Here is an 18,643-nt window from a genome sequence, read left to right on the forward strand (position 1 = left end):
ATAAGCTAAAATTCAGTTACTTTAGTTAATTTTAATAAAATGGTACTTAGTTTAGTTTTCCTTTACGGAAATATTGTTTTCAATTAAAGAATTGCTTCCTATTTTAATTAAACCCCATTTTCATGGAAATAACAATTTTAATAGGAACATCAAAGGAAACTTTGATGAGATATTCTTAAATTAAAAATCGGCGTCAAAACTGAATTTATCCTTATCATCTTCTTTATTAAGGACACCAGCTTTTTGGTAATCTCCAACACGTTTTTCAAAGAAATTTGTTTTTCCTTGTAATGAAATCATGTCCATAAAGTCGAAAGGATTAGCAGAGTTATAAACTTTCTCGCATCCAAATTCAGTTAGTAATCTATCAGTTACAAACTCTAAATATTCTGTCATTAATTTAGCATTCATTCCAATTAAACTCGCTGGAAGCGATTCGGTAATAAATGAACGCTCAATATCTAAGGCGTCTGTTAATATTTGTGTAATTCTATCTTTTGGTACTTTATTTACAATGTGGTTTTCATGTAAATGCACAGCAAAGTCGCAATGCAAGCCTTCATCTCTAGAAATAAGCTCATTAGAAAAGGTTAAACCAGGTAATAAACCACGTTTTTTAAGCCAAAATATTGAACAGAAACTTCCTGAAAAGAAAATACCTTCTACAGCAGCAAAAGCAATTAAACGCTCAGCGAAACTTGGAGAATCTATCCATTTAAGTGCCCATTCTGCTTTTTCTTTAATAGCAGGAAACACTTCAATTGCATTAAATAAAGCATCTTTTTCTTTATCGTCTTTCACATAAGTATCAATTAATAATGAATACACTTCAGAATGAATGTTTTCCATCATAATTTGAAACCCATAAAAGAATTTAGCCTCTGAATACTGTACTTCAGACACAAAATTTTCAGCTAAATTTTCGTTTACAATACCATCACTGGCTGCAAAAAATGCTAAAACGTGTTTAATAAAATAACGTTCATCGTCATTTAATTTATTGTTCCAGTCATTAAGATCTTGATGTAAATCAATTTCTTCAGCAGTCCAAATACTAGCCTCTTGTTTTTTATACCATTCCCAAATATCATGATGTTGAATTGGAAAAATAACAAAACGATCTTTGTTTTCTTGAAGAATGGGTTCTATAGCCTGAGACATTTATTTTTACTTTTTTAATGAAATTAGACGAAAATTTGCTTTGATTTCGGGTTAACAAAGATTGAAAAATGTAGCCATAAATGAAAGGCATAGTTATAAACATTGTCAACAAGTTTTTAACAAAAGTGAACAGCTTTTGATAATTTCAAAAAAAGACACGATTTATTAACTAACTGATATACAATTGTTTAGTTTTAACAAAAATCGCTTAAGTACTATAAAACAAGGGTTCTTAATTTTTGAAAGTGTACAAAAAATTGAAGATTATTTTAAATTTCAAAAATAAATTTGATTAACTTTTTTTAGAGCTTGCTACTTTTTCTAATTCAGCATACCAATCTTCTCCAAATTTTCTAATTAAAGCTTCTTTTACAAATTTATAAATTGGTACACCTAATTCTTCACCAAGCTCGCAGGCATCATCACAAATTTGCCATTTATGATAATTTACTGCAGAAAACTCAGTGTAATCTTGAACTCTAATAGGATATAAATGACAGGACACTGGTTTTTTCCAAGATACTTCACCTTGATTATAAGCTTCTTCAATAGCACAAAGCGCTACTTTTTTATCATCAAAAATAACATATGCACAATCAGCCCCATTAATAAGTGTTGTTTCTAATTCACCATCTTCAGAAGTCGTGTAAGTTCCTTGAGACTCAATAGCATCAATTCCCTCCTGACGCAAAAAAGGTTTTACCTTAGGATAAATATCATCCAATATTTTAGCTTCGCTTTCTTCTAACGGCGCACCTGCATCACCATCGATACAACAAGCTCCTTTACAAGCAGATAGATTACATAGAAAATCTTTTTCTATAATATCTTCTGAAACAATGGTCTTTCCTATTTGAAACATAATTTTATTATATTGTATCACGCAAAAGTAGCTAAACTTTACCTTTAATTAATATAGATATATATTATAATAATATACTTTTGCAGCAAATTTGAAAAAGTAAGTACATGCAATTTAATTTTAAAGAAATATTCACTGCTTTTATGGTATTATTTGCCGTAATAGATATTATTGGCAACATACCTATTGTTATTGATTTACGAAAAAAAGCAGGACATATACAAAGCGAAAAAGCATCTATAATTGCTGGTATTATTTTAATACTGTTTTTGTTTTTAGGAAATAGCATCTTAGACCTTATTGGTATTGATGTAAACTCTTTTGCCGTGGCGGGTGCTTTTATTTTATTTTTTATTGCTTTAGAAATGATTTTAGGCATCACCCTTTACAAACAAGAAGAGCAAGACATCATGTCTGTTACAGTATTCCCATTGGCTTTCCCTCTTATTGCGGGACCAGGAAGTTTAACCACTTTATTATCTTTAAGAGCTGAATTTAGAATAGAAAATATTATTATAGCAGTTTTAATGAATGTTCTTATTATATTTATTGTTCTGAAAACATCAGCGAAAATTGAACGTATTTTGGGTTCCAATGGAATTAATATTATTCGCAAAATATTTGGTGTTATCTTACTAGCGATTGCTGTTAAATTATTTGCCCACAATATTAAAGCGCTCTTTGACTTTGCATAAAAAATAACAAACACAAACTCATGAAAATATTAACTATTATAATAAGTGTTATTGCTTTAGGACTTATGATTTTTAACTTTACTAAAGTAGATTTTAACGCTCCACTTGAAGGCGAAAGTACCATTGCATTAATTACTATTGTAGCATCTCTTTGCGTTATATTAATGATGGCAATTTTAAGAACTTCAAAACGTATTGAACAAAAAGTAAAAGAACACAAATAAATGTTTGATGCTTTAATAATTGGTGGTGGCGCCGCTGGTATGTCTTGTGCATTGGTTTTAGGTTCTGCTAAAAACAAAACCTTTGCTAAAAATAAACGCATTGGTATTATTACACATCAAAAAACATCGCATTTACAAACCGCTTTGTTTAATAATGTTTTAGGCTTAGAACCCGGAACAACAGGTGCTTCTATTTTAGAAAATGGAAAAAAACAACTTACCTCTTTATATCCTCATGTTGAACAAATAGACAAAGAGAAAGTTTGCGACGTATCTAAATCTGATAACGGATTTATAGTTACAACCAATAAAAACACCTACACATCTAAAATTGTGGTTATAGCCGTTGGTTATACTAATTTAATGACTATTAAAGGTCTTGAAAGTTATATAGAACCACATCCAAGAGCTGCCATTGAAAAAGATCGTATTTGGCTAAAAAACACAGACCATTTAATTCAAGAAAACTTATATGTCGCAGGCTCTTTAGCTGGTTGGCGTAGTCAATTTGCTATTTGTTCTGGTAGTGGCGCACATGTAGCGACAGATATTTTAACACTTTGGAATGATGGAAAACACGCTAAAGTGCATGATAAGATTATAGAATAATTACTCTTCTCCCTTACTTAACCTAACAACCTCATCAATCATAATATCGCGCTGATTTATAATTTCTTCATAAGCATCAGTCCCATATAATTGATCTGCCAACGTTGCTTTTAAGTATTGTTTTACCTCTTCGTGGTAGGCTACAAATGTGATTTTAGAAGTTGCTCTTACATTTATATAATCTTGAAACGCAAATACCATATCGTCATCTACCTCAAAAGAGTCTATAAAATCTTGTTTGGTAACATCTTGATAAATATTTCTGCTTTTCTCTAATTCTTCAAAAATAAAATACCCAATAAAACCACGACGTTGCAAAAAAGTAAGTGTCTCATTATGCATGGTATTATCTATTGGCACAAATACATCTGGAATAATACCGCCACCACCGTAAACAACCTTTCCGCCAGGTGTGGTATATTTTAAAGAATCGACCACATGTATGTTTTCAGAATCTAACAACTCGCCACTTTGAATTCTTTCAAAATGTTCGTCATAATAATCTTTATTCCCATTTTTATAAGATCGCTGTATAGAACGTCCCGTTGGTGTATAATAACGTGCTACAGTTAAACGCACCGCACTACCATCACCTAATTCCATTTCGTGTTGCACGAGTCCTTTTCCATAAGAACGACGCCCAACAATAGTACCTTTATCGTTATCTTGTAATGCACCTGCAACAATCTCGCTTGCCGATGCTGAATTTTCATCTATAAGCACATAAATCTTTCCATCTTCAAAATCACCTTCATCGGTTGCAAAACTTTTTTCAATATTGCCACGTTTATTTTTGGTAAACAGAATAAGCTTATCATCTTCTAAAAATTCATCAACTATCTGCACTGCAATATCTAAGAAACCACCAGGATTATCTCGTAAATCTAAAGCAATTTCGGTAGCGCCTAAATCCTGTAATTCATCTAAGCCTTTTTTAAATTCTTTATAAGTGCTTTCGGCAAAACGATTTATTTTTATATAACCCAATTTATCGGTTAGCATATAAACGGCATCTACACTTTTTAAAGGAATCTTATCTCGTTTAAGCTTAAACACTAACAAATCAGGTTCTCCTCTTCTAAAAACTTTTAAATCTACATTTGAATGAATCGTTCCTTTAAGTTTTTTTATAAGTTCTCCATCACTTAATCTTTTACCAAATAACGAATCGCCATTTGCCACAACAATCCTATCTCCGCTTTTAATACCAGCCTTTTCACTAGGGCCACCTTCAGTAGTTCTTATAACAGCAATAGAATCTTTATACGTATAAAACTCTATACCAATACCCACAAAATCACCTTTCATATTATCGGTAACACGTTGCATATCTTCTTTAGGAATATATACCGAATGTGGATCTAAATTTTCTAAAATACCGTTTACTGTAATATCAACAATACTATCGGTATTTATATCATCAACATAATCGTAATCAATATAATCAATAAGTCTATTAAGCTTATCTTTTTTGCTGTTTTTAGAAAACAAACGCTCTGGAGAATCGGTAAAATTTAACTTTCCACCAATAAAAATACCCGCCGCAATTGCAACGCCTAAAATTAAGGGCAAGTATTTTTTTTGATAAGACATTAGGCTTCTATATTTTCAATTTGTTTCAGTACTATTCCTGCTTTTTCCAAGAATTTCAATCCAGAATCATCTTTATAACCTTCTTTATAAACCACCTTTACAATACCTGCTTGATGGATTAATTTACTACACTCTTTACAAGGCGACATAGTAATATAAAGCGTAGCACCTTTACATGATTGGGTAGACGATGCAACCTTTAAAATAGCATTTGCCTCGGCATGTAACACATACCATTTGGTGTAGCCTTCATCATCTTCACAAAAATTCTCAAACCCCGACGGCGTACCGTTATACCCATCAGAAATAATCATCCTATCCTTTACAATAAGCGCTCCTACTTGCCTACGGTTACAATACGACAATTTACCCCACTCTTGTGCAATTCTCAAATAAGCTTTATCGTATTTAAGTTGTTTATTTTTTGACATTATTTTTTTAATTATGGCGTTACCCTCATTTTAAAATTTTAGATTAAGAAGACACCTTCTAACAAATTCGGGTCAGGCTTTTCGTTACAATCTTTTGCAAAAAAACAAAAGGATTTTCACTGCAATCCTTAACGCAAAACAATATAACGAAGATACTTGGTTCGTATTTTAATTACAATACATGTTCGTTAAAGTTTTACGAAAGTTTAATCATTCTCTATTGACAGGTCTATTTAAAAAGGAAATCTATTCTGTATCATAGGAATTGCAAAACCTACTACAATAGCAGAAATTACCATAACCCAATCGCGTCTAGAAAATCTAAATATCGTTTGTGTTAAGTAGCCTAAAAACAAGACCACAAACACAATAATAATTTGCGAAATCTCTATTCCTAAAGCAAATTCAATTAACAATTCAATCTTATTATCAGAATCGCCTAATAACATTTTAAACTCACGAGCAAAACCTAATCCGTGTACTAATCCAAAAAATAAGGTAGACAAAAACAAAATGCCTACTTTTTCTTTTTGAGCGCCTTTACCTGCTGTAAACACGTTAAAAAGCGCCACCATTAAAATAGTTACAGGAATTAAAAATTCTATAATTCCAGCATTTATTCTTACTACATTATAGGCAGCTAAAACTAATGATAAGGTATGCCCCAATGTAAACATAGAAGCCAATAAAAAAACACGTTTCCAATCTTTAAACATGTACGGTACAGTTAAAACGGTAAGAAACAAAACATGATCGTAAGCATTAACATCAAGCACATGGTTAATACCATACTCAACATTAAACCAGAAATTTTCAAGCATAATAATTTAAGTTTAGGGAGATTCAAATATACAATTAATTAGATGCATTTAAAACCAAATTATATTTATCATTTAAAGCAACAAATACAATCATCAATACTAATAATATTTTCAATTTGATAAGCGTTTATTTAATCAACTATTACTATATCTTTGTAACGCACCTAGAACTAAATCTTTTTAAAAAGAGGTAACAAATAAAGCACATGAATATTAAATTTTTAACAGCCCTTAGTTTATTTGTAATTTTTTTCTCTTGTAAGCAAAAAGAGGAAACTAATTTAGAGGATAACAAAGACAATACTACAATTAGCGGTATATCAGAAAAAGATATTTCTAAACTAAATTATATTGAATTTACTCTAGATGAAAAAACCGAAAAAGCGATTGAAGATTGGAATGAATATAAAGAATTACAAATTATTGTAACCAATGTTAAAAAAGGCGATTTAAGTTATTTTGATAATGAGGAAGACCCAATAAAGGAGCTTATGAAAAATGCTAAGCAAACTATTCCTAGCATAGTGAATACCGATCCTATTATAGCGAGAATAACAGTTTTAGAAACAAAGCTTTACAAACTAGAAGATGTATCAACATTATTATCTACTAGTAAAAAAGAACTTCTGGAAAGTATAAAAGAGTTTTTAGAATCTTTTTCTAACCTTAATTTTCAAATGAATAAAAAAATAGAAAATGATAATCAGAATATTGAAAAACCTTAAAAATTATTTTCAATAAAAAAGGGACATTTCTAAATTAGAAACGTCCCTTTTTTATTAATAACATGTTATTAATTTTTAGGTTGCGCAGCCTGAGCTTGTAGAGCTTGTTTTTGTCTTAATAATTCAGATTTTGTTATTTGTATTAAATTAAAATTAGGTGCCGATTTTAATGCCGCATCTAAAATATCTACAGCAGCATCAATATTTCCTTTTCTATCCTTATTAAAAGTAGATAAAGCATTTAAATACATAAAAGCTGCTTTTAAAGAAACTTCATAAGGTGTTTGTGTTTCATAAAACGCCTTTTTCATATCATCTTTAGCATTTGCTAAACCATAATTAATATGTTTTTCTGCTCCAGGAATATTTTGTATTTGTAAATTAAGTTCTGCTAATTCATATGCAACTTTAGCGTCTGGGTTACGTTTAAACATTTCTTCAAAATGGCCAATAGCCATTTTTGGTTGCTTTAAAGCTTTTAATGAAATTGCTTTAACCTCAACAGCAATTTCAGAATCATCTACTTTTCTTTCTACACCAATGGTATTTAATGCTTGCGAATATTTCCCCTCAGACATATAAATATAAGCCAAAGTATCTTTTCGTGCTTCAGATGTTGATAATACATTTAAATGTGTCATCGCGTTTATAATGCCTTGAACATCTCCCTGAGCTTTCATTTGCTTATAATAAGCTTCATAATGTTTAAGTAAATTTGTGTTTTCTTGTGCATCTAAATGCATACTTCCCACCAATAATAGCAACGCTAGTAATTTTTTCATTTGTTAGTTTTAATTGTTATAAATAGTCAAATGTAACAGCCATATAATAATCTCTTATTGTGATTAGTTTTTTTATATAACTATACTTCATTATTTTATTTCTTGTTTAATACGCTAAAACTATAAAAAATTAACATTTAAACTCTTAAAAGAATGCTAATTGTTTTTATTATTATAGTTCACACAACGCTATTAACTCAATAAAAAGAATCAAAAATCGAATATTCTTCATAATAATTGTTAAAATATTTAGGAATATTAAAATTAAACCCCTATATTTAAGATTACTAAATTAATTTATTATGGGGATAAAGAGTTTTCAAGGCGCTAGAAGGCAACAAACAAATACAATAGACAACACGCCTTTAAAGGTTAGTGATTATATGACTAGAAATTTAATTACATTTACTCCTAATCAAACAATTGAAAGTGTGATGCAGGCATTAATTAAAAACAGAATTTCTGGAGGCCCTGTTGTAAATGAAAAAAATGAATTAATTGGCATTATATCTGAAGGAGATTGTATTAAACAAATAAGTGAAAGTCGTTATTACAATATGCCTATGCAAGATAAAACCATAGAAAAACATATGGCTTTAAATGTTGAAACTATTGATGGGAATATGAATATTTTTGATGCTGCCAACAAGTTTTTAAACGCTAAAAGACGCCGTTTCCCTATTGTAGAAAATGGTAAATTAGTTGGTCAAATAAGTCAGAAAGATGTACTTAAAGCTGCTATGAAGCTTAAAGGACAAACTTGGAAATAATCAAAGCCTACGCTCTCTTTTTGTTACTTTAATAGCTTCAGGCAAATCTGTAATTATAAGTTTTTGTGCATCACTACTTTCTAATGCTGCAATTTTACTGTAATTATACCCTTCAATAGATTCGCTTAACACTTTCCATTTGGCAATACCACCTACTGTTATAGTTTCACCTATTTCTATAATTCTTTCAGAATATTTCAAGGTTTTATTTAAACCTAACCAGTTCTCACTTTCAATTCCATAATCATCTAATACTTCTTGAAACTTAGGTGTAGGATTATTAAAAGTGCCAGAAGAAATACTTTTATCTTCAACTATATAACTATTATAATTACTAAGTTCTAGAGATGGTTTTATCATTACCAACTCACCATCTTTTTTTATAAAAAAATCTTGTATATCTTCTTTTTTAACCAGCGTTTTCCAATGCGAACTTTTACCTGTACTTATTTTTTGCTTTACTTCAAAAATATAGGCAACACATTTACGCTTGCTATATGGCGCAACAAAAGGAGCTTCAACCTGCAATACCTTACCCGATATTTTTGTTAACTCGTTTGTTCTAAATTGAGAAATTCGTTTAGGCTTAAATTTCGATAATTGTCTTAAAATAATATGTTTTCTACTAAAATAAACTATCAAAAAAACAACCGTAGCAATAGCAACAACTATTAAAACGGGAAATAAGTACTCTGGATTTTTTTGCATATTCTATTAACCTCTTTAACTATAAGTACATCTTACTTTTAAAATGTTACTTATTTTACCAATAACAAATTTATTCTCGTTTTACCAAAGCGTAAAATTCGTTTTCTAATGGTAAATAGCCTTGATCGTAAACAAAATAATATATAGTTCCTGCTTTCGTGGTATAAATACTTGTAAAGTAATTAAAATCGAAACCTGCTTCAATTAATTTTGCTCGAGATGTTTTTGTTTTTTGATTAGGATTAAGCGTTTCTAATATTCTATAATTTTTACGAAGTCTATTATTAGTGTTCCTAATTAAATTTTTACTGTCTTTATTAACCTTATTATTATAAGCATTTCTACATCCATCACTACAGAATTTCTTATCAATCCTGCCAATAATAGTATCCCCACACTCTAAACATTTTTTTTGCATTTACTTAATATTACAATTGCTAAATATTTAAACTTTATAACATTTAATAATCTGTTACATCTCCCCAATTTTCACCAGATTTTATTCTATATAACTGCATTTCAGAAATTCCAAATTGTTTTGCTATAATTCGCATTCTAGTTTTTCTGTTTGGGTCGAAAAGTTTTCGCTTTATCATTTTCACTTTTCCTACAGATAGTTTTGCATTTAAACGTTTCTTTTTTCGTTTTATTTTTCCTGCAATAACTAAAGGATTATTTTGATTATGTTTTACCATTTCTGAACGAGTAGCCCATGCTAAATTTTCAGCCGAATTATTTAATTTGTCATGATCTTTATGAATTACAAATCTTTTATTCTCACTGTTTTGAATAAAACATTCGGCTACAATTTTATGTACATACATTAAATGAATAGTCTTATTTTTTCTAATGGCTGAAAAAGCTTCATATCCATTAATATCTGTCAGTTTAAAATTAAGCTTGCGTTTAGCATGTTTTTCGCTATAAACTCTACCTAAATTCGAAATGTGATAACGTTCTTTAGGTAACCAATCGTCTTTTTGTACAACACACCATTCTTCATTTTTTAATTTAGTTAACATATTTTTAGTTTTTGAGAGAACCGAAATATACAATATTTTTTATCCGTTTACAAACGACTACAAATACTTACAAACGGAAGTAAGTATTTATGTACCGAATAATTTTTAAAACCTAATACATCTTTGCAGTGTCGAATTTATACTGGACTTGTTTCAGTAACTCATTTACAAAACGACAATTAGGAAAATTAAAAAGCTCCTGAAACGAATTCAGGATATAGTATTAACTGTTTAACAATTAAATTAAAAATTATGAGCACACTTAGAAACAAAGTACAGTTGATTGGTAACTTAGGAAACGACCCAGAAATCATCAATCTAGAATCTGGAAAAACATTAGCAAAATTTAATATTGCTACAAACGAAAGCTACACCAATAATAAAGGTGAAAAAATTACAGATACACAATGGCATAATATTGTGGCTTGGGGAAAAACTGCTGAGATAATTGAAAAATATGTAACCAAAGGAAAAGAAGTTGCTATTGAAGGTAAATTAACATCTCGTAGTTATGATGATAAAGAAGGTAACAAACGTTTTATTACAGAAGTAGTTTGTAGTGAGTTGTTAATGTTAGGGAAATAAATACTTAACCTATTATATTTTTATTAAAACGAGATTTCTTTAAAAAAGGAATCTCGTTTATTTTTTAACGTTATCAACATTGTAATAACCGCCTTTATTTTCGGTTCTATCTAAAGACTGTCTCACAATTAAATGTGCAATGTTCACCATATTTCGTAATTCACAAAGCGATGTTGTTATTTTAGATTCTTTATATAAATCTTCAACTTCATTATAAATTAAATCTAAATGTTTTATGGCGCGTTTTAAACGCTCATTACTTCTTACAATACCAACATAATTACGCATTAAAGCCTGCAATTGCTTAAGGTTGTGCTGAATTAAAATATGCTCTTTTGCAATGGTAGTACCTTCATCATTCCAATCTGGGATTGTTACATCAACAACAGACTCTTCATGCTTAGCATGGTATTTAAAAATATTATGTGCATACACCAAAGCTTCTAATAACGAATTTGATGCTAACCTATTTGCACCATGTAAACCTGTTCTAGAACATTCGCCACAGGCAAATAAATTGGTAATGGTTGTCTTTCCTTTTTTATTCACTTTAATACCTCCACATAAATAATGAGATGCAGGAACAACTGGAATCCAATCGGTTTTAATATCAATATGGTGTTCTAAACATTTATTATAAATATTAGGAAAATGCTTTATAAAAGCATCCATATCTAAATGCGTACAATCTAAATACACATGCGCTTCTCCAGATTTTTTTAACTCGTTATCAATACTTTGAGACACAATATCTCTAGAAGCAAGTTCTGCACGCTCATCATAATCTGGCATAAAACGATACCCATCCTTGTTTCTAAGATAAGCTCCAAAACCTCTAACTGCTTCAGAAATTAAGAAAGATGATTCTCCTTTTTCCTCATATAAAGCCGTAGGATGAAATTGTACAAATTCCATATCTTTAATACGTGCTTTTGCTCTGTAAGCCATGGCAATACCATCGCCAGTTGCAATTACTGGGTTTGTAGTATGCCCATATACACAGCCAATACCACCAGAAGCTAACAGCGTACTATTTGCTTTTATAGTGAAAATATTTCCTGTTTTTTGATTAAAAACATAAGCACCAAAACACTTTAAGTCTTCTTGATCAAGATCTTTTATGTGGTGATTAGTAACTAAATCTATAGCAAAATGATGTGGTAAAATAGTAATATTTGGTAATTGATGCGCACGTTTTAATAAAGCACGTTCAATTTCAAAACCTGTAATGTCTTTATGATGTAACACACGATATTCAGAATGACCTCCTTCTTTTCCTAAATCGAAATCACCACTAGAGTCTAAATCAAAATTTGCTCCCCAAAGCATCAACTCTTCAAGGCGTTCGGGACCTTCTTTAATAACCATTTTTACAACGGCTTCATTACAAAGTCCATCGCCGGCAATTAAAGTATCTTTTATATGTTTTTTAAAGGAATCGTTTTCTTTATCTATAACAACAGCAACACCACCTTGTGCATATTTAGTATTCGATTCATCCTCACTCGCTTTAGTAACGATAACAACCTTTCTTTCAGGAAATTTTTCAGCTATTTTAACCGAAAACGTTAAACCTGCAATTCCAGAACCAATTACTAAATAATTTGTTGTCATGATTATTTATTTTGAAAGCTCTAACATACGTTCAATTGGCAATAAAGCACGTTCTCTTATATTTTCAGGAACATCAATTTGTGGCGACTCGTTAAGTAAGCAATCGTATAATTTTTGAAGCGTATTCATTTTCATAAAGTGACACTCACTACAGGCACAAGTATTATCTTCTTTAGCAGGCGCAGGAACAAGCTCTGTATTTGGCATTTCTTGTTGCATTTTATGCAAAATACCAGCTTCGGTAGCTACAATAAATTTTTGATCTTGATGATCCTTCACATAATTTATCATTCCAGAAGTAGAACCAATATATGTTGCTGTATTTAAAATATGTTCTTCAGATTCTGGATGTGCTATAATTTTATAATCTGGATATTTTTTATGTAATTCAATTAATTTATCCATAGAAAAAGCCTCATGTACAATACAACTACCGTCCCATAAAAGCATATCTCTACCTGTTTCTTTAATTATATAAGCGCCTAAGTTTTTATCTGGCGCAAAAATAATAGGTGTTTCTTTTGGAATAGATTCTACTATTTTTAAAGCATTTGATGACGTACAAACAATATCACTTAAGGCCTTAATTTCTGCCGAACAATTTACATAAGTAATAACCACATGATCTGGGTGTGCTTTGGTAAATTTTTCAAAAGCATCTGGCGGACAAGAATCTGCCAACGAACAACCTGCATTTAAATCTGGTAAAACAACTGTTTTATCTGGACTTAAAATTTTAGCAGTCTCTGCCATAAAATGAACTCCTGCAAACACAATCATATCGGCATCAGTTTCTGCTGCCTTTTGCGATAAACCTAAACTATCACCTACATAATCCGCAATATCCTGTATTTCAGCAACCTGATAATAATGTGCTAGAATTACAGCATTCTTTTCCTCCTTAAGTCGTTTAATTTCTTTTACTAAATCCATCCTTAATTAAAATAAATAGTTTTAATTAAGTAAAACCAATAGTTATGCCAAGGCTTTACTTTTTACAAATATCTTAATTAAAATTATAACGAATTCAGTTTACCTCAAAAAATAAAGCAAAATTGAAGAGATATTAGCTTTTTAGCAATTATTTAAATTCTCATTAAACAAATACTTATTTAATTACTAAAACTAAAACTCTAATCCTTGAAACTAAAATTTAAACTAGGCTAATACTTTAGATTTTTGATTATTAATTGACAAGTTTTCAATTTCTAAAGCTATTTGCTTTAATGTTTCTTCTCCTTTATCTAATTCATTTAAAACTTCGTCTTTTATGTCGTGAAATGTGTTTTTTAAGTCGTTAAATAACGATTTATAATACTCCACACCTTCATTCATATTACGAGTAAATGTTTTAAAATACTTCTCTTCTTTCTTAGTTAACTCTATACTTACTTCTTCTAATTTATTTTTCAAATAGTCAATATAAATATAAAGCTCTTTAATAAATATATTAGGACGATCTGTTCTAGAAATCATATTATCTCTTCCATAAATATGATCGGTCATATTTTTTAAACTCATTAATTTAGAATAATATGCCATATTTGGACCTGGACAAATAGATACTCCTGTTCCTAATCCTTTTGTTTCTAAATTATAAGCCAATAAAGCAGATGTACCTAAACCAACACATGTGCAAGATTTTTCGACTATTTTATTAAATTTTATTTGATAATCTGCTCCTGATAAACCTTCGCTATCTAACTCCTTTATTTTTGAATATTGGTATTCTCTTGACGCTATACAAATGCCTTTATCGTTAAATTCTTTGTTTAGTGACACAAACTTTTTAGGACAAGAACTCCCTGGTCTCCCTTTATTTATTAAGGCTTCTTTTTCTAAATCTTTCGTATTTGCTCTAAGGTTATTAAACGGAATTCCTAAAGGAGAAATATCACTTAAATACAAATCCTTTTCCTTAGCATCAATTAAATTATCTATAGTTTTTTCATCAACAGTTGTAGCTTCTGGAACTAATAAAAAAGGCGTTCCCCAACCTACAGCATCTAAATTATATTCATCAATTAAAAACTCTTGCTCTTCATGCGTACCAATGCCACCTTGAGCCGTAATATCTATTTTTAATGGTGCTTTAGAAATAATACGTCCTTGATTTTCTAATTCTTGATTCAACAATGTTTCAATAGACGCTCTTAACTCTTCTCTTTTTTCTTTAAATTCTGCTAAAACAGGTCCTAATAAATAACCATCTGTTGCAAAAGCATGACCACCACAGTTAAGTCCAGATTCTATTCTGTATTCTGAAACCCACAATCCTTTTTTAGCTAAAAACTTGCCTTGAATTAATGCCGATCTATAATCACTTACTTTTAAAATAATTTTCTTTTTAAAAGTTCCATCTTCGGTTGGATAAAAATCATCAAACTGCCCCATGTATGCATACAATCTAGGATTCATTCCTGCAGATAATACTACCGAAGCGTTTAATTTACTATTTGCAAAACCCCTTAAAGCAGCATGTGCATCATTATATTCTGAAGGTAATTGCTCATTTTTAATATAGTTGTCTTTATCAACCTTAGTCATGATATTTACATCTATACTTCCTTTTACTAAGTTTTTAGACGCCCAACTTTTAATTTCAGAAACATTAAACCCAGTTTCTGTTAATTTTTTAAACTCTTCTTTTATTGATGAGTTTGAAGGCAACATATTAATATAAGCCTTCATATCATCACTCTTTTCAAGTGTTATGTTTTTTAACGCTTCAAACTTTTTATCAACGGCATCGTTTATCAAGTTTAAATAAGAAGTGATTCTTTTTGCTCTAAAATCGTCTACTTTATCTGTGATTTCGCTATAAGGAATCTCAAATTTCTCACTATACATTTTTCTTAATTTCTCTATAAGAATATCATCTACCAAAGAAATAACAGAATCTATACCATATTGAGCCACCTTTAAAGGAGAATCTATTGTGAATCCAATTCCCATTACTGGAATATGAAATGAATGTGCTTTTTTCATGTGCTTTAGTTTATCAATTATCACATGTAACAGCCATAAATAATTATGGGTATTACATCTATATATTATTATATATAATAATCTGTAAAAGTATGCCGTTCTTTTACCTCGAAATATGATATATATCATACTTTCACGTAAGCAGTTTCTTAAAAACGCCTATTTAATTTGGGGTATTGATTAGAAAGATATGGTGATAGCTCCTGTTTTTTTTAATTATTCTTAACTAGAATTCATCAAACAACAAAAATTGATAAAACTTTAGCAAGACCTCGTTCCTTAACTTAAGCTTTACTATTTTTATGACTAATTTTCAATAGAACGATACCATGTCAGTAGAGCCGAAATTAACACGATTTAAACAAAGCGTTTTGTCAAAATATCAAATATACAATAGTATATTTATGACACTACCTTTTGATACTATAACAAAAACAGGAGTTCTTCTTCCTTTATTTCATGAAACTTGTGAAAAAGGGTTTAAAAACGGAGACGACCCAACCACAATTGTAGATACTTTTTTTAAGAAATACCAAGGAAGACGTTCTAAAGAAAGCCAAATAAACCTATTATTTAGATTTATACAATATATAGAGCGTCAAGTTGTATTATTTGATGCGGTTGAAGATGCTGCTTTCCCAGTTGTAAATAACATGGAAGGTATTGGTACTTTAAGAAACCTTAAAGAAACGGCTACTTCTGAAAACAAATTAGAAGAATTAAAAAACTATTTAGAAGAATTTAAAGTTCGTATTGTTTTAACAGCGCATCCAACACAATTTTATCCAGGAACTGTACTTGGTATTATTACCGATTTAACAGCAGCTATTAAAAACAATGATCTATCTGGAATTAATGATTTGTTTGCTCAATTAGGAAAAACACCTTTCTTTAAACATGAAAAGCCAACGCCTTATGATGAAGCAAAAAGCTTAATATGGTATTTAGAAAATGTTTTTTATCATTCTTTTGGAGAAATTTATAATTATATTCAACAGAATATTTACGACGATGGTAAAAAACACAACGAAATAATTAACATTGGCTTTTGGCCTGGTGGTGACCGAGATGGAAACCCTTTTGTAAAACCAGACACCACATTAAAAGTTGCTAATAAGCTAAAACAAGCTGTATTAAAAAAATACTATTCAGATCTTAAAAATTTAAGACGTAAGCTAACCTTTAGAGGTGTTGAAAATCGTATTATTCGTTTAGAAACTATCGTATATAACTATAGCGTAAATTTAAATGCTTCTGAAACCATTACAGCAAAAGAGCTTCTTTCAGAATTATTAAGTATTAGAGACCTTATTATAGAAAAACACCAATCTTTATATGTAAGCGAAATAAATAACTTAATAAATAGAATTCACCTGTTTGGTTTTAATTTTGCAACTTTAGATATTCGTCAAGATAGTAGAATTCACCATGGTGTATTTACAACTGTTATTAATAATTTAATTGAAAATGGACACGAATCGTTCCCTAAAAATTATCATGATTTATCTGATGAGGAACAAGTAAAAATTTTATCAGAAGTAAAAACAGACTCACTTATAGATATTGATGTTTTTGAAGATGAAATGACTCATAATACGTTAAAAACTATTAAAGTTATTAAAGATATACAAAAATCTAATGGAGAACGAGGTGCTAATAGATACATTATTAGTAACAACCAAACGGCTCTTAATGTGATGCAACTTTTTGCGATGCTAAAACTAACAGCATTTCAAGAAGATTTAACAGTAGACGTAGCACCACTTTTTGAAACAATTCCAGATTTAGAAAATGCGCCAGATGTTATGGAGCAACTATATACGAATCCTGCATATAGAGCACATCTAGAACGTCGTGGTAACAAACAAACTATTATGCTTGGTTTCTCTGACGGAACAAAAGATGGTGGTTATTTAATGGCAAACTGGGGAATTTATAAAGCTAAAGAACTGCTTACCGAAATGTCTAGAAAATACGACATTACTGCTATATTCTTTGACGGACGTGGTGGACCTCCTGCACGTGGAGGTGGAAAAACACACCAATTCTATTCTTCTTTAGGACCAACTATTGAAGACAAAGAAGTACAACTTACTATACAAGGACAAACCATTAGTTCTAATTTCGGAACTTTAGATTCGTCGCAATATAACTTAGAACAACTTATTAGTTCTGGTATGTCTAACCGTATTGGAAAAGACAAACATTTAATGTCTAAAGAAGACAAAGCTGTTATGACTGACTTAGCTGAAACAAGCTATGAAGCATACAAAAACTTTAAAAAGCATGAAATGTTCATTCCTTACTTAGAAAGAATGAGTACTTTAAAATTTTATGCAAAAACCAATATTGGTAGTAGACCATCTAAAAGAGGAACTTCTGATAAATTAATATTTTCAGATTTAAGAGCTATTCCTTTTGTGGGGTCTTGGAGTCAGTTAAAACAAAACGTTCCTGGTTTTTATGGCGTTGGTACAGCACTAAAAAAGTATGAAGAAAAAGGAGAATTTTATAAAGTAGAACAACTTTACAAAAACTCTAAATTCTTTAAAACACTTTTAGAAAACAGTATGATGTCTTTAACCAAATCGTTTTTCGATTTAACTAAATACATGTCTAAAGACGAAGAATTTGGTGATTTCTGGAAGATTATTTACGCAGAGTACAATACCACAAAATCACTTTTACTTAAACTTACAGGCTACAAAGAACTTATGGAAAATGAGCCTTCTGGAAAAGCGTCTATTGAAGTAAGAGAATCTATAGTTTTACCATTACTTACAATACAACAATATGCTCTTAAAAAAATTCAAGAGCTTATGAAAGAAGACGTAAAAGACGAAGAACAATTAAAAATATATGAAAAAATTGTAACACGTTCTTTGTTTGGAAATATTAATGCGAGTAGAAATTCTGCTTAATTAGTATTTAAAAATATTTATATAATAAAAAAACCTTCCTCAATCAGAAGGTTTTTTTTATGCATTAAATTCACGCTCTTAAGTTTAATAATTACCACTAAAACCATATTTATCAGAACCTAAAATGGATTA

At 30.0% G+C, this 18,643-nt stretch carries 19 protein-coding genes; 7 read left to right on the forward strand and 12 right to left on the reverse strand.

Features of this window, described 5'->3' with window-relative positions; genetic code table 11:
* Positions 1–180: 180 nt before the first annotated feature.
* The gene (locus ACH5TX_RS05470) at positions 181–1,161 is read right to left on the reverse strand and encodes a ribonucleotide-diphosphate reductase subunit beta (RefSeq protein ID WP_439338523.1); all 981 of its coding nucleotides are present in this window, start codon (positions 1,159–1,161) and stop codon (positions 181–183) included.
* 292 nt (positions 1,162–1,453) lie between these two features.
* Positions 1,454–2,023 carry a DUF3109 family protein gene (locus ACH5TX_RS05475; RefSeq protein ID WP_439338524.1) on the reverse strand — a complete coding sequence of 190 codons (570 nt, stop codon included), beginning with the start codon at positions 2,021–2,023 and terminating at the stop codon, positions 1,454–1,456.
* A 107-nt stretch (positions 2,024–2,130) separates the two neighbouring features.
* On the opposite strand from ACH5TX_RS05475, the gene ACH5TX_RS05480 reads away from it, so the two are divergent.
* Genes ACH5TX_RS05480 through ACH5TX_RS05490 form a run of 3 tightly spaced genes read left to right on the forward strand, consistent with a single transcriptional unit; the run spans position 2,131 to position 3,551 of the window.
* Positions 2,131–2,718: a MarC family protein gene (locus tag ACH5TX_RS05480; RefSeq protein ID WP_439338525.1), complete on the forward strand. Its 588-nt coding sequence runs from the start codon at positions 2,131–2,133 to the stop codon at positions 2,716–2,718.
* Positions 2,719–2,738: 20 nt separating this feature from the next.
* Complete coding sequence (locus ACH5TX_RS05485; protein ID WP_439338526.1) at positions 2,739–2,942, forward strand: hypothetical protein; 204 nt, start codon at positions 2,739–2,741, stop codon at positions 2,940–2,942.
* Positions 2,943–3,551, forward strand: a complete 609-nt coding sequence (locus ACH5TX_RS05490; RefSeq protein ID WP_439338527.1) for an FAD-dependent oxidoreductase — start codon at positions 2,943–2,945, stop codon at positions 3,549–3,551.
* Here ACH5TX_RS05490 and ACH5TX_RS05495 read toward each other — a convergent pair whose 3' ends face one another.
* The 3 genes from ACH5TX_RS05495 to ACH5TX_RS05505 form a co-directional block, all read right to left on the reverse strand.
* Complete coding sequence (locus ACH5TX_RS05495; protein WP_439338528.1) at positions 3,552–5,144, reverse strand: S41 family peptidase; 1,593 nt, start codon at positions 5,142–5,144, stop codon at positions 3,552–3,554.
* Positions 5,144–5,575, reverse strand: a complete 432-nt coding sequence (locus ACH5TX_RS05500) for a deoxycytidylate deaminase (RefSeq protein ID WP_439338529.1) — start codon at positions 5,573–5,575, stop codon at positions 5,144–5,146. Before ACH5TX_RS05500 ends, ACH5TX_RS05495 begins: the two co-directional genes overlap by 1 nt.
* A 233-nt stretch (positions 5,576–5,808) precedes the next feature.
* Positions 5,809–6,396: a HupE/UreJ family protein gene (locus tag ACH5TX_RS05505; RefSeq protein WP_439338530.1), complete on the reverse strand. Its 588-nt coding sequence runs from the start codon at positions 6,394–6,396 to the stop codon at positions 5,809–5,811.
* 206 nt (positions 6,397–6,602) lie between these two features.
* On the opposite strand from ACH5TX_RS05505, the gene ACH5TX_RS05510 reads away from it, so the two are divergent.
* Positions 6,603–7,121: a hypothetical protein gene (locus tag ACH5TX_RS05510; protein ID WP_439338531.1), complete on the forward strand. Its 519-nt coding sequence runs from the start codon at positions 6,603–6,605 to the stop codon at positions 7,119–7,121.
* A 68-nt stretch (positions 7,122–7,189) separates the two neighbouring features.
* On the opposite strand, the gene ACH5TX_RS05515 is transcribed toward ACH5TX_RS05510, so the two are convergent.
* Positions 7,190–7,903 carry a tetratricopeptide repeat protein gene (locus ACH5TX_RS05515; RefSeq protein ID WP_439338532.1) on the reverse strand — a complete coding sequence of 238 codons (714 nt, stop codon included), beginning with the start codon at positions 7,901–7,903 and terminating at the stop codon, positions 7,190–7,192.
* Between the two features lie 302 nt (positions 7,904–8,205).
* Here ACH5TX_RS05515 and ACH5TX_RS05520 point away from each other — a divergent pair, with 302 nt between their 5' ends.
* Positions 8,206–8,673 carry a CBS domain-containing protein gene (locus ACH5TX_RS05520; RefSeq protein WP_439338533.1) on the forward strand — a complete coding sequence of 156 codons (468 nt, stop codon included), beginning with the start codon at positions 8,206–8,208 and terminating at the stop codon, positions 8,671–8,673.
* Here ACH5TX_RS05520 and ACH5TX_RS05525 read toward each other — a convergent pair whose 3' ends face one another.
* From ACH5TX_RS05525 to ACH5TX_RS05535, 3 genes are all read right to left on the reverse strand, one after another.
* A complete protein-coding gene (locus tag ACH5TX_RS05525) occupies positions 8,674–9,381 on the reverse strand; it encodes a hypothetical protein (protein WP_439338534.1) in 708 nt (235 codons plus the stop codon).
* A 70-nt stretch (positions 9,382–9,451) separates the two neighbouring features.
* Positions 9,452–9,799 carry a hypothetical protein gene (locus ACH5TX_RS05530; RefSeq protein WP_439338535.1) on the reverse strand — a complete coding sequence of 116 codons (348 nt, stop codon included), beginning with the start codon at positions 9,797–9,799 and terminating at the stop codon, positions 9,452–9,454.
* 43 nt (positions 9,800–9,842) lie between these two features.
* Positions 9,843–10,403, reverse strand: a complete 561-nt coding sequence (locus ACH5TX_RS05535) for an HNH endonuclease (protein ID WP_439338536.1) — start codon at positions 10,401–10,403, stop codon at positions 9,843–9,845.
* 252 nt (positions 10,404–10,655) lie between these two features.
* Here ACH5TX_RS05535 and ACH5TX_RS05540 point away from each other — a divergent pair, with 252 nt between their 5' ends.
* Positions 10,656–10,988: a single-stranded DNA-binding protein gene (locus tag ACH5TX_RS05540; protein WP_439338537.1), complete on the forward strand. Its 333-nt coding sequence runs from the start codon at positions 10,656–10,658 to the stop codon at positions 10,986–10,988.
* A gap of 57 nt (positions 10,989–11,045) precedes the next feature.
* Here ACH5TX_RS05540 and nadB read toward each other — a convergent pair whose 3' ends face one another.
* From nadB to ACH5TX_RS05555, 3 genes are all read right to left on the reverse strand, one after another.
* Complete coding sequence (gene nadB / locus ACH5TX_RS05545; protein WP_439338538.1) at positions 11,046–12,602, reverse strand: L-aspartate oxidase; 1,557 nt, start codon at positions 12,600–12,602, stop codon at positions 11,046–11,048.
* A gap of 6 nt (positions 12,603–12,608) precedes the next feature.
* Positions 12,609–13,535 carry a quinolinate synthase NadA gene (nadA, locus tag ACH5TX_RS05550; RefSeq protein ID WP_439338539.1) on the reverse strand — a complete coding sequence of 309 codons (927 nt, stop codon included), beginning with the start codon at positions 13,533–13,535 and terminating at the stop codon, positions 12,609–12,611.
* 225 nt (positions 13,536–13,760) lie between these two features.
* Positions 13,761–15,590: a hypothetical protein gene (locus ACH5TX_RS05555; RefSeq protein WP_439338540.1), complete on the reverse strand. Its 1,830-nt coding sequence runs from the start codon at positions 15,588–15,590 to the stop codon at positions 13,761–13,763.
* Positions 15,591–15,919: 329 nt separating this feature from the next.
* On the opposite strand from ACH5TX_RS05555, the gene ACH5TX_RS05560 reads away from it, so the two are divergent.
* Positions 15,920–18,511, forward strand: a complete 2,592-nt coding sequence (locus tag ACH5TX_RS05560; RefSeq protein WP_439338541.1) for a phosphoenolpyruvate carboxylase — start codon at positions 15,920–15,922, stop codon at positions 18,509–18,511.
* Positions 18,512–18,643: the final 132 nt, after the last annotated feature.

This window comes from Thalassobellus citreus (assembly GCF_044385915.1).
GTDB lineage: Bacteria > Bacteroidota > Bacteroidia > Flavobacteriales > Flavobacteriaceae > Thalassobellus > Thalassobellus citreus.

What these genes read in the sequence shown, in the direction of transcription:
- ACH5TX_RS05470 (WP_439338523.1), bottom strand. Translation starts at nt 1,161, where the DNA reads ATGTCTCAGGCTATAGAACCCATTCTTCAAGAAAACAAAGATCGTTTT.
- ACH5TX_RS05475 (WP_439338524.1), bottom strand. Translation starts at nt 2,023, where the DNA reads ATGTTTCAAATAGGAAAGACCATTGTTTCAGAAGATATTATAGAAAAA.
- ACH5TX_RS05480 (WP_439338525.1), top strand. Translation starts at nt 2,131, where the DNA reads ATGCAATTTAATTTTAAAGAAATATTCACTGCTTTTATGGTATTATTT.
- ACH5TX_RS05485 (WP_439338526.1), top strand. Translation starts at nt 2,739, where the DNA reads ATGAAAATATTAACTATTATAATAAGTGTTATTGCTTTAGGACTTATG.
- ACH5TX_RS05490 (WP_439338527.1), top strand. Translation starts at nt 2,943, where the DNA reads ATGTTTGATGCTTTAATAATTGGTGGTGGCGCCGCTGGTATGTCTTGT.
- ACH5TX_RS05495 (WP_439338528.1), bottom strand. Translation starts at nt 5,144, where the DNA reads ATGTCTTATCAAAAAAAATACTTGCCCTTAATTTTAGGCGTTGCAATT.
- ACH5TX_RS05500 (WP_439338529.1), bottom strand. Translation starts at nt 5,575, where the DNA reads ATGTCAAAAAATAAACAACTTAAATACGATAAAGCTTATTTGAGAATT.
- ACH5TX_RS05505 (WP_439338530.1), bottom strand. Translation starts at nt 6,396, where the DNA reads ATGCTTGAAAATTTCTGGTTTAATGTTGAGTATGGTATTAACCATGTG.
- ACH5TX_RS05510 (WP_439338531.1), top strand. Translation starts at nt 6,603, where the DNA reads ATGAATATTAAATTTTTAACAGCCCTTAGTTTATTTGTAATTTTTTTC.
- ACH5TX_RS05515 (WP_439338532.1), bottom strand. Translation starts at nt 7,903, where the DNA reads ATGAAAAAATTACTAGCGTTGCTATTATTGGTGGGAAGTATGCATTTA.
- ACH5TX_RS05520 (WP_439338533.1), top strand. Translation starts at nt 8,206, where the DNA reads ATGGGGATAAAGAGTTTTCAAGGCGCTAGAAGGCAACAAACAAATACA.
- ACH5TX_RS05525 (WP_439338534.1), bottom strand. Translation starts at nt 9,381, where the DNA reads ATGCAAAAAAATCCAGAGTACTTATTTCCCGTTTTAATAGTTGTTGCT.
- ACH5TX_RS05530 (WP_439338535.1), bottom strand. Translation starts at nt 9,799, where the DNA reads ATGCAAAAAAAATGTTTAGAGTGTGGGGATACTATTATTGGCAGGATT.
- ACH5TX_RS05535 (WP_439338536.1), bottom strand. Translation starts at nt 10,403, where the DNA reads ATGTTAACTAAATTAAAAAATGAAGAATGGTGTGTTGTACAAAAAGAC.
- ACH5TX_RS05540 (WP_439338537.1), top strand. Translation starts at nt 10,656, where the DNA reads ATGAGCACACTTAGAAACAAAGTACAGTTGATTGGTAACTTAGGAAAC.
- nadB (WP_439338538.1), bottom strand. Translation starts at nt 12,602, where the DNA reads ATGACAACAAATTATTTAGTAATTGGTTCTGGAATTGCAGGTTTAACG.
- nadA (WP_439338539.1), bottom strand. Translation starts at nt 13,535, where the DNA reads ATGGATTTAGTAAAAGAAATTAAACGACTTAAGGAGGAAAAGAATGCT.
- ACH5TX_RS05555 (WP_439338540.1), bottom strand. Translation starts at nt 15,590, where the DNA reads ATGAAAAAAGCACATTCATTTCATATTCCAGTAATGGGAATTGGATTC.
- ACH5TX_RS05560 (WP_439338541.1), top strand. Translation starts at nt 15,920, where the DNA reads ATGTCAGTAGAGCCGAAATTAACACGATTTAAACAAAGCGTTTTGTCA.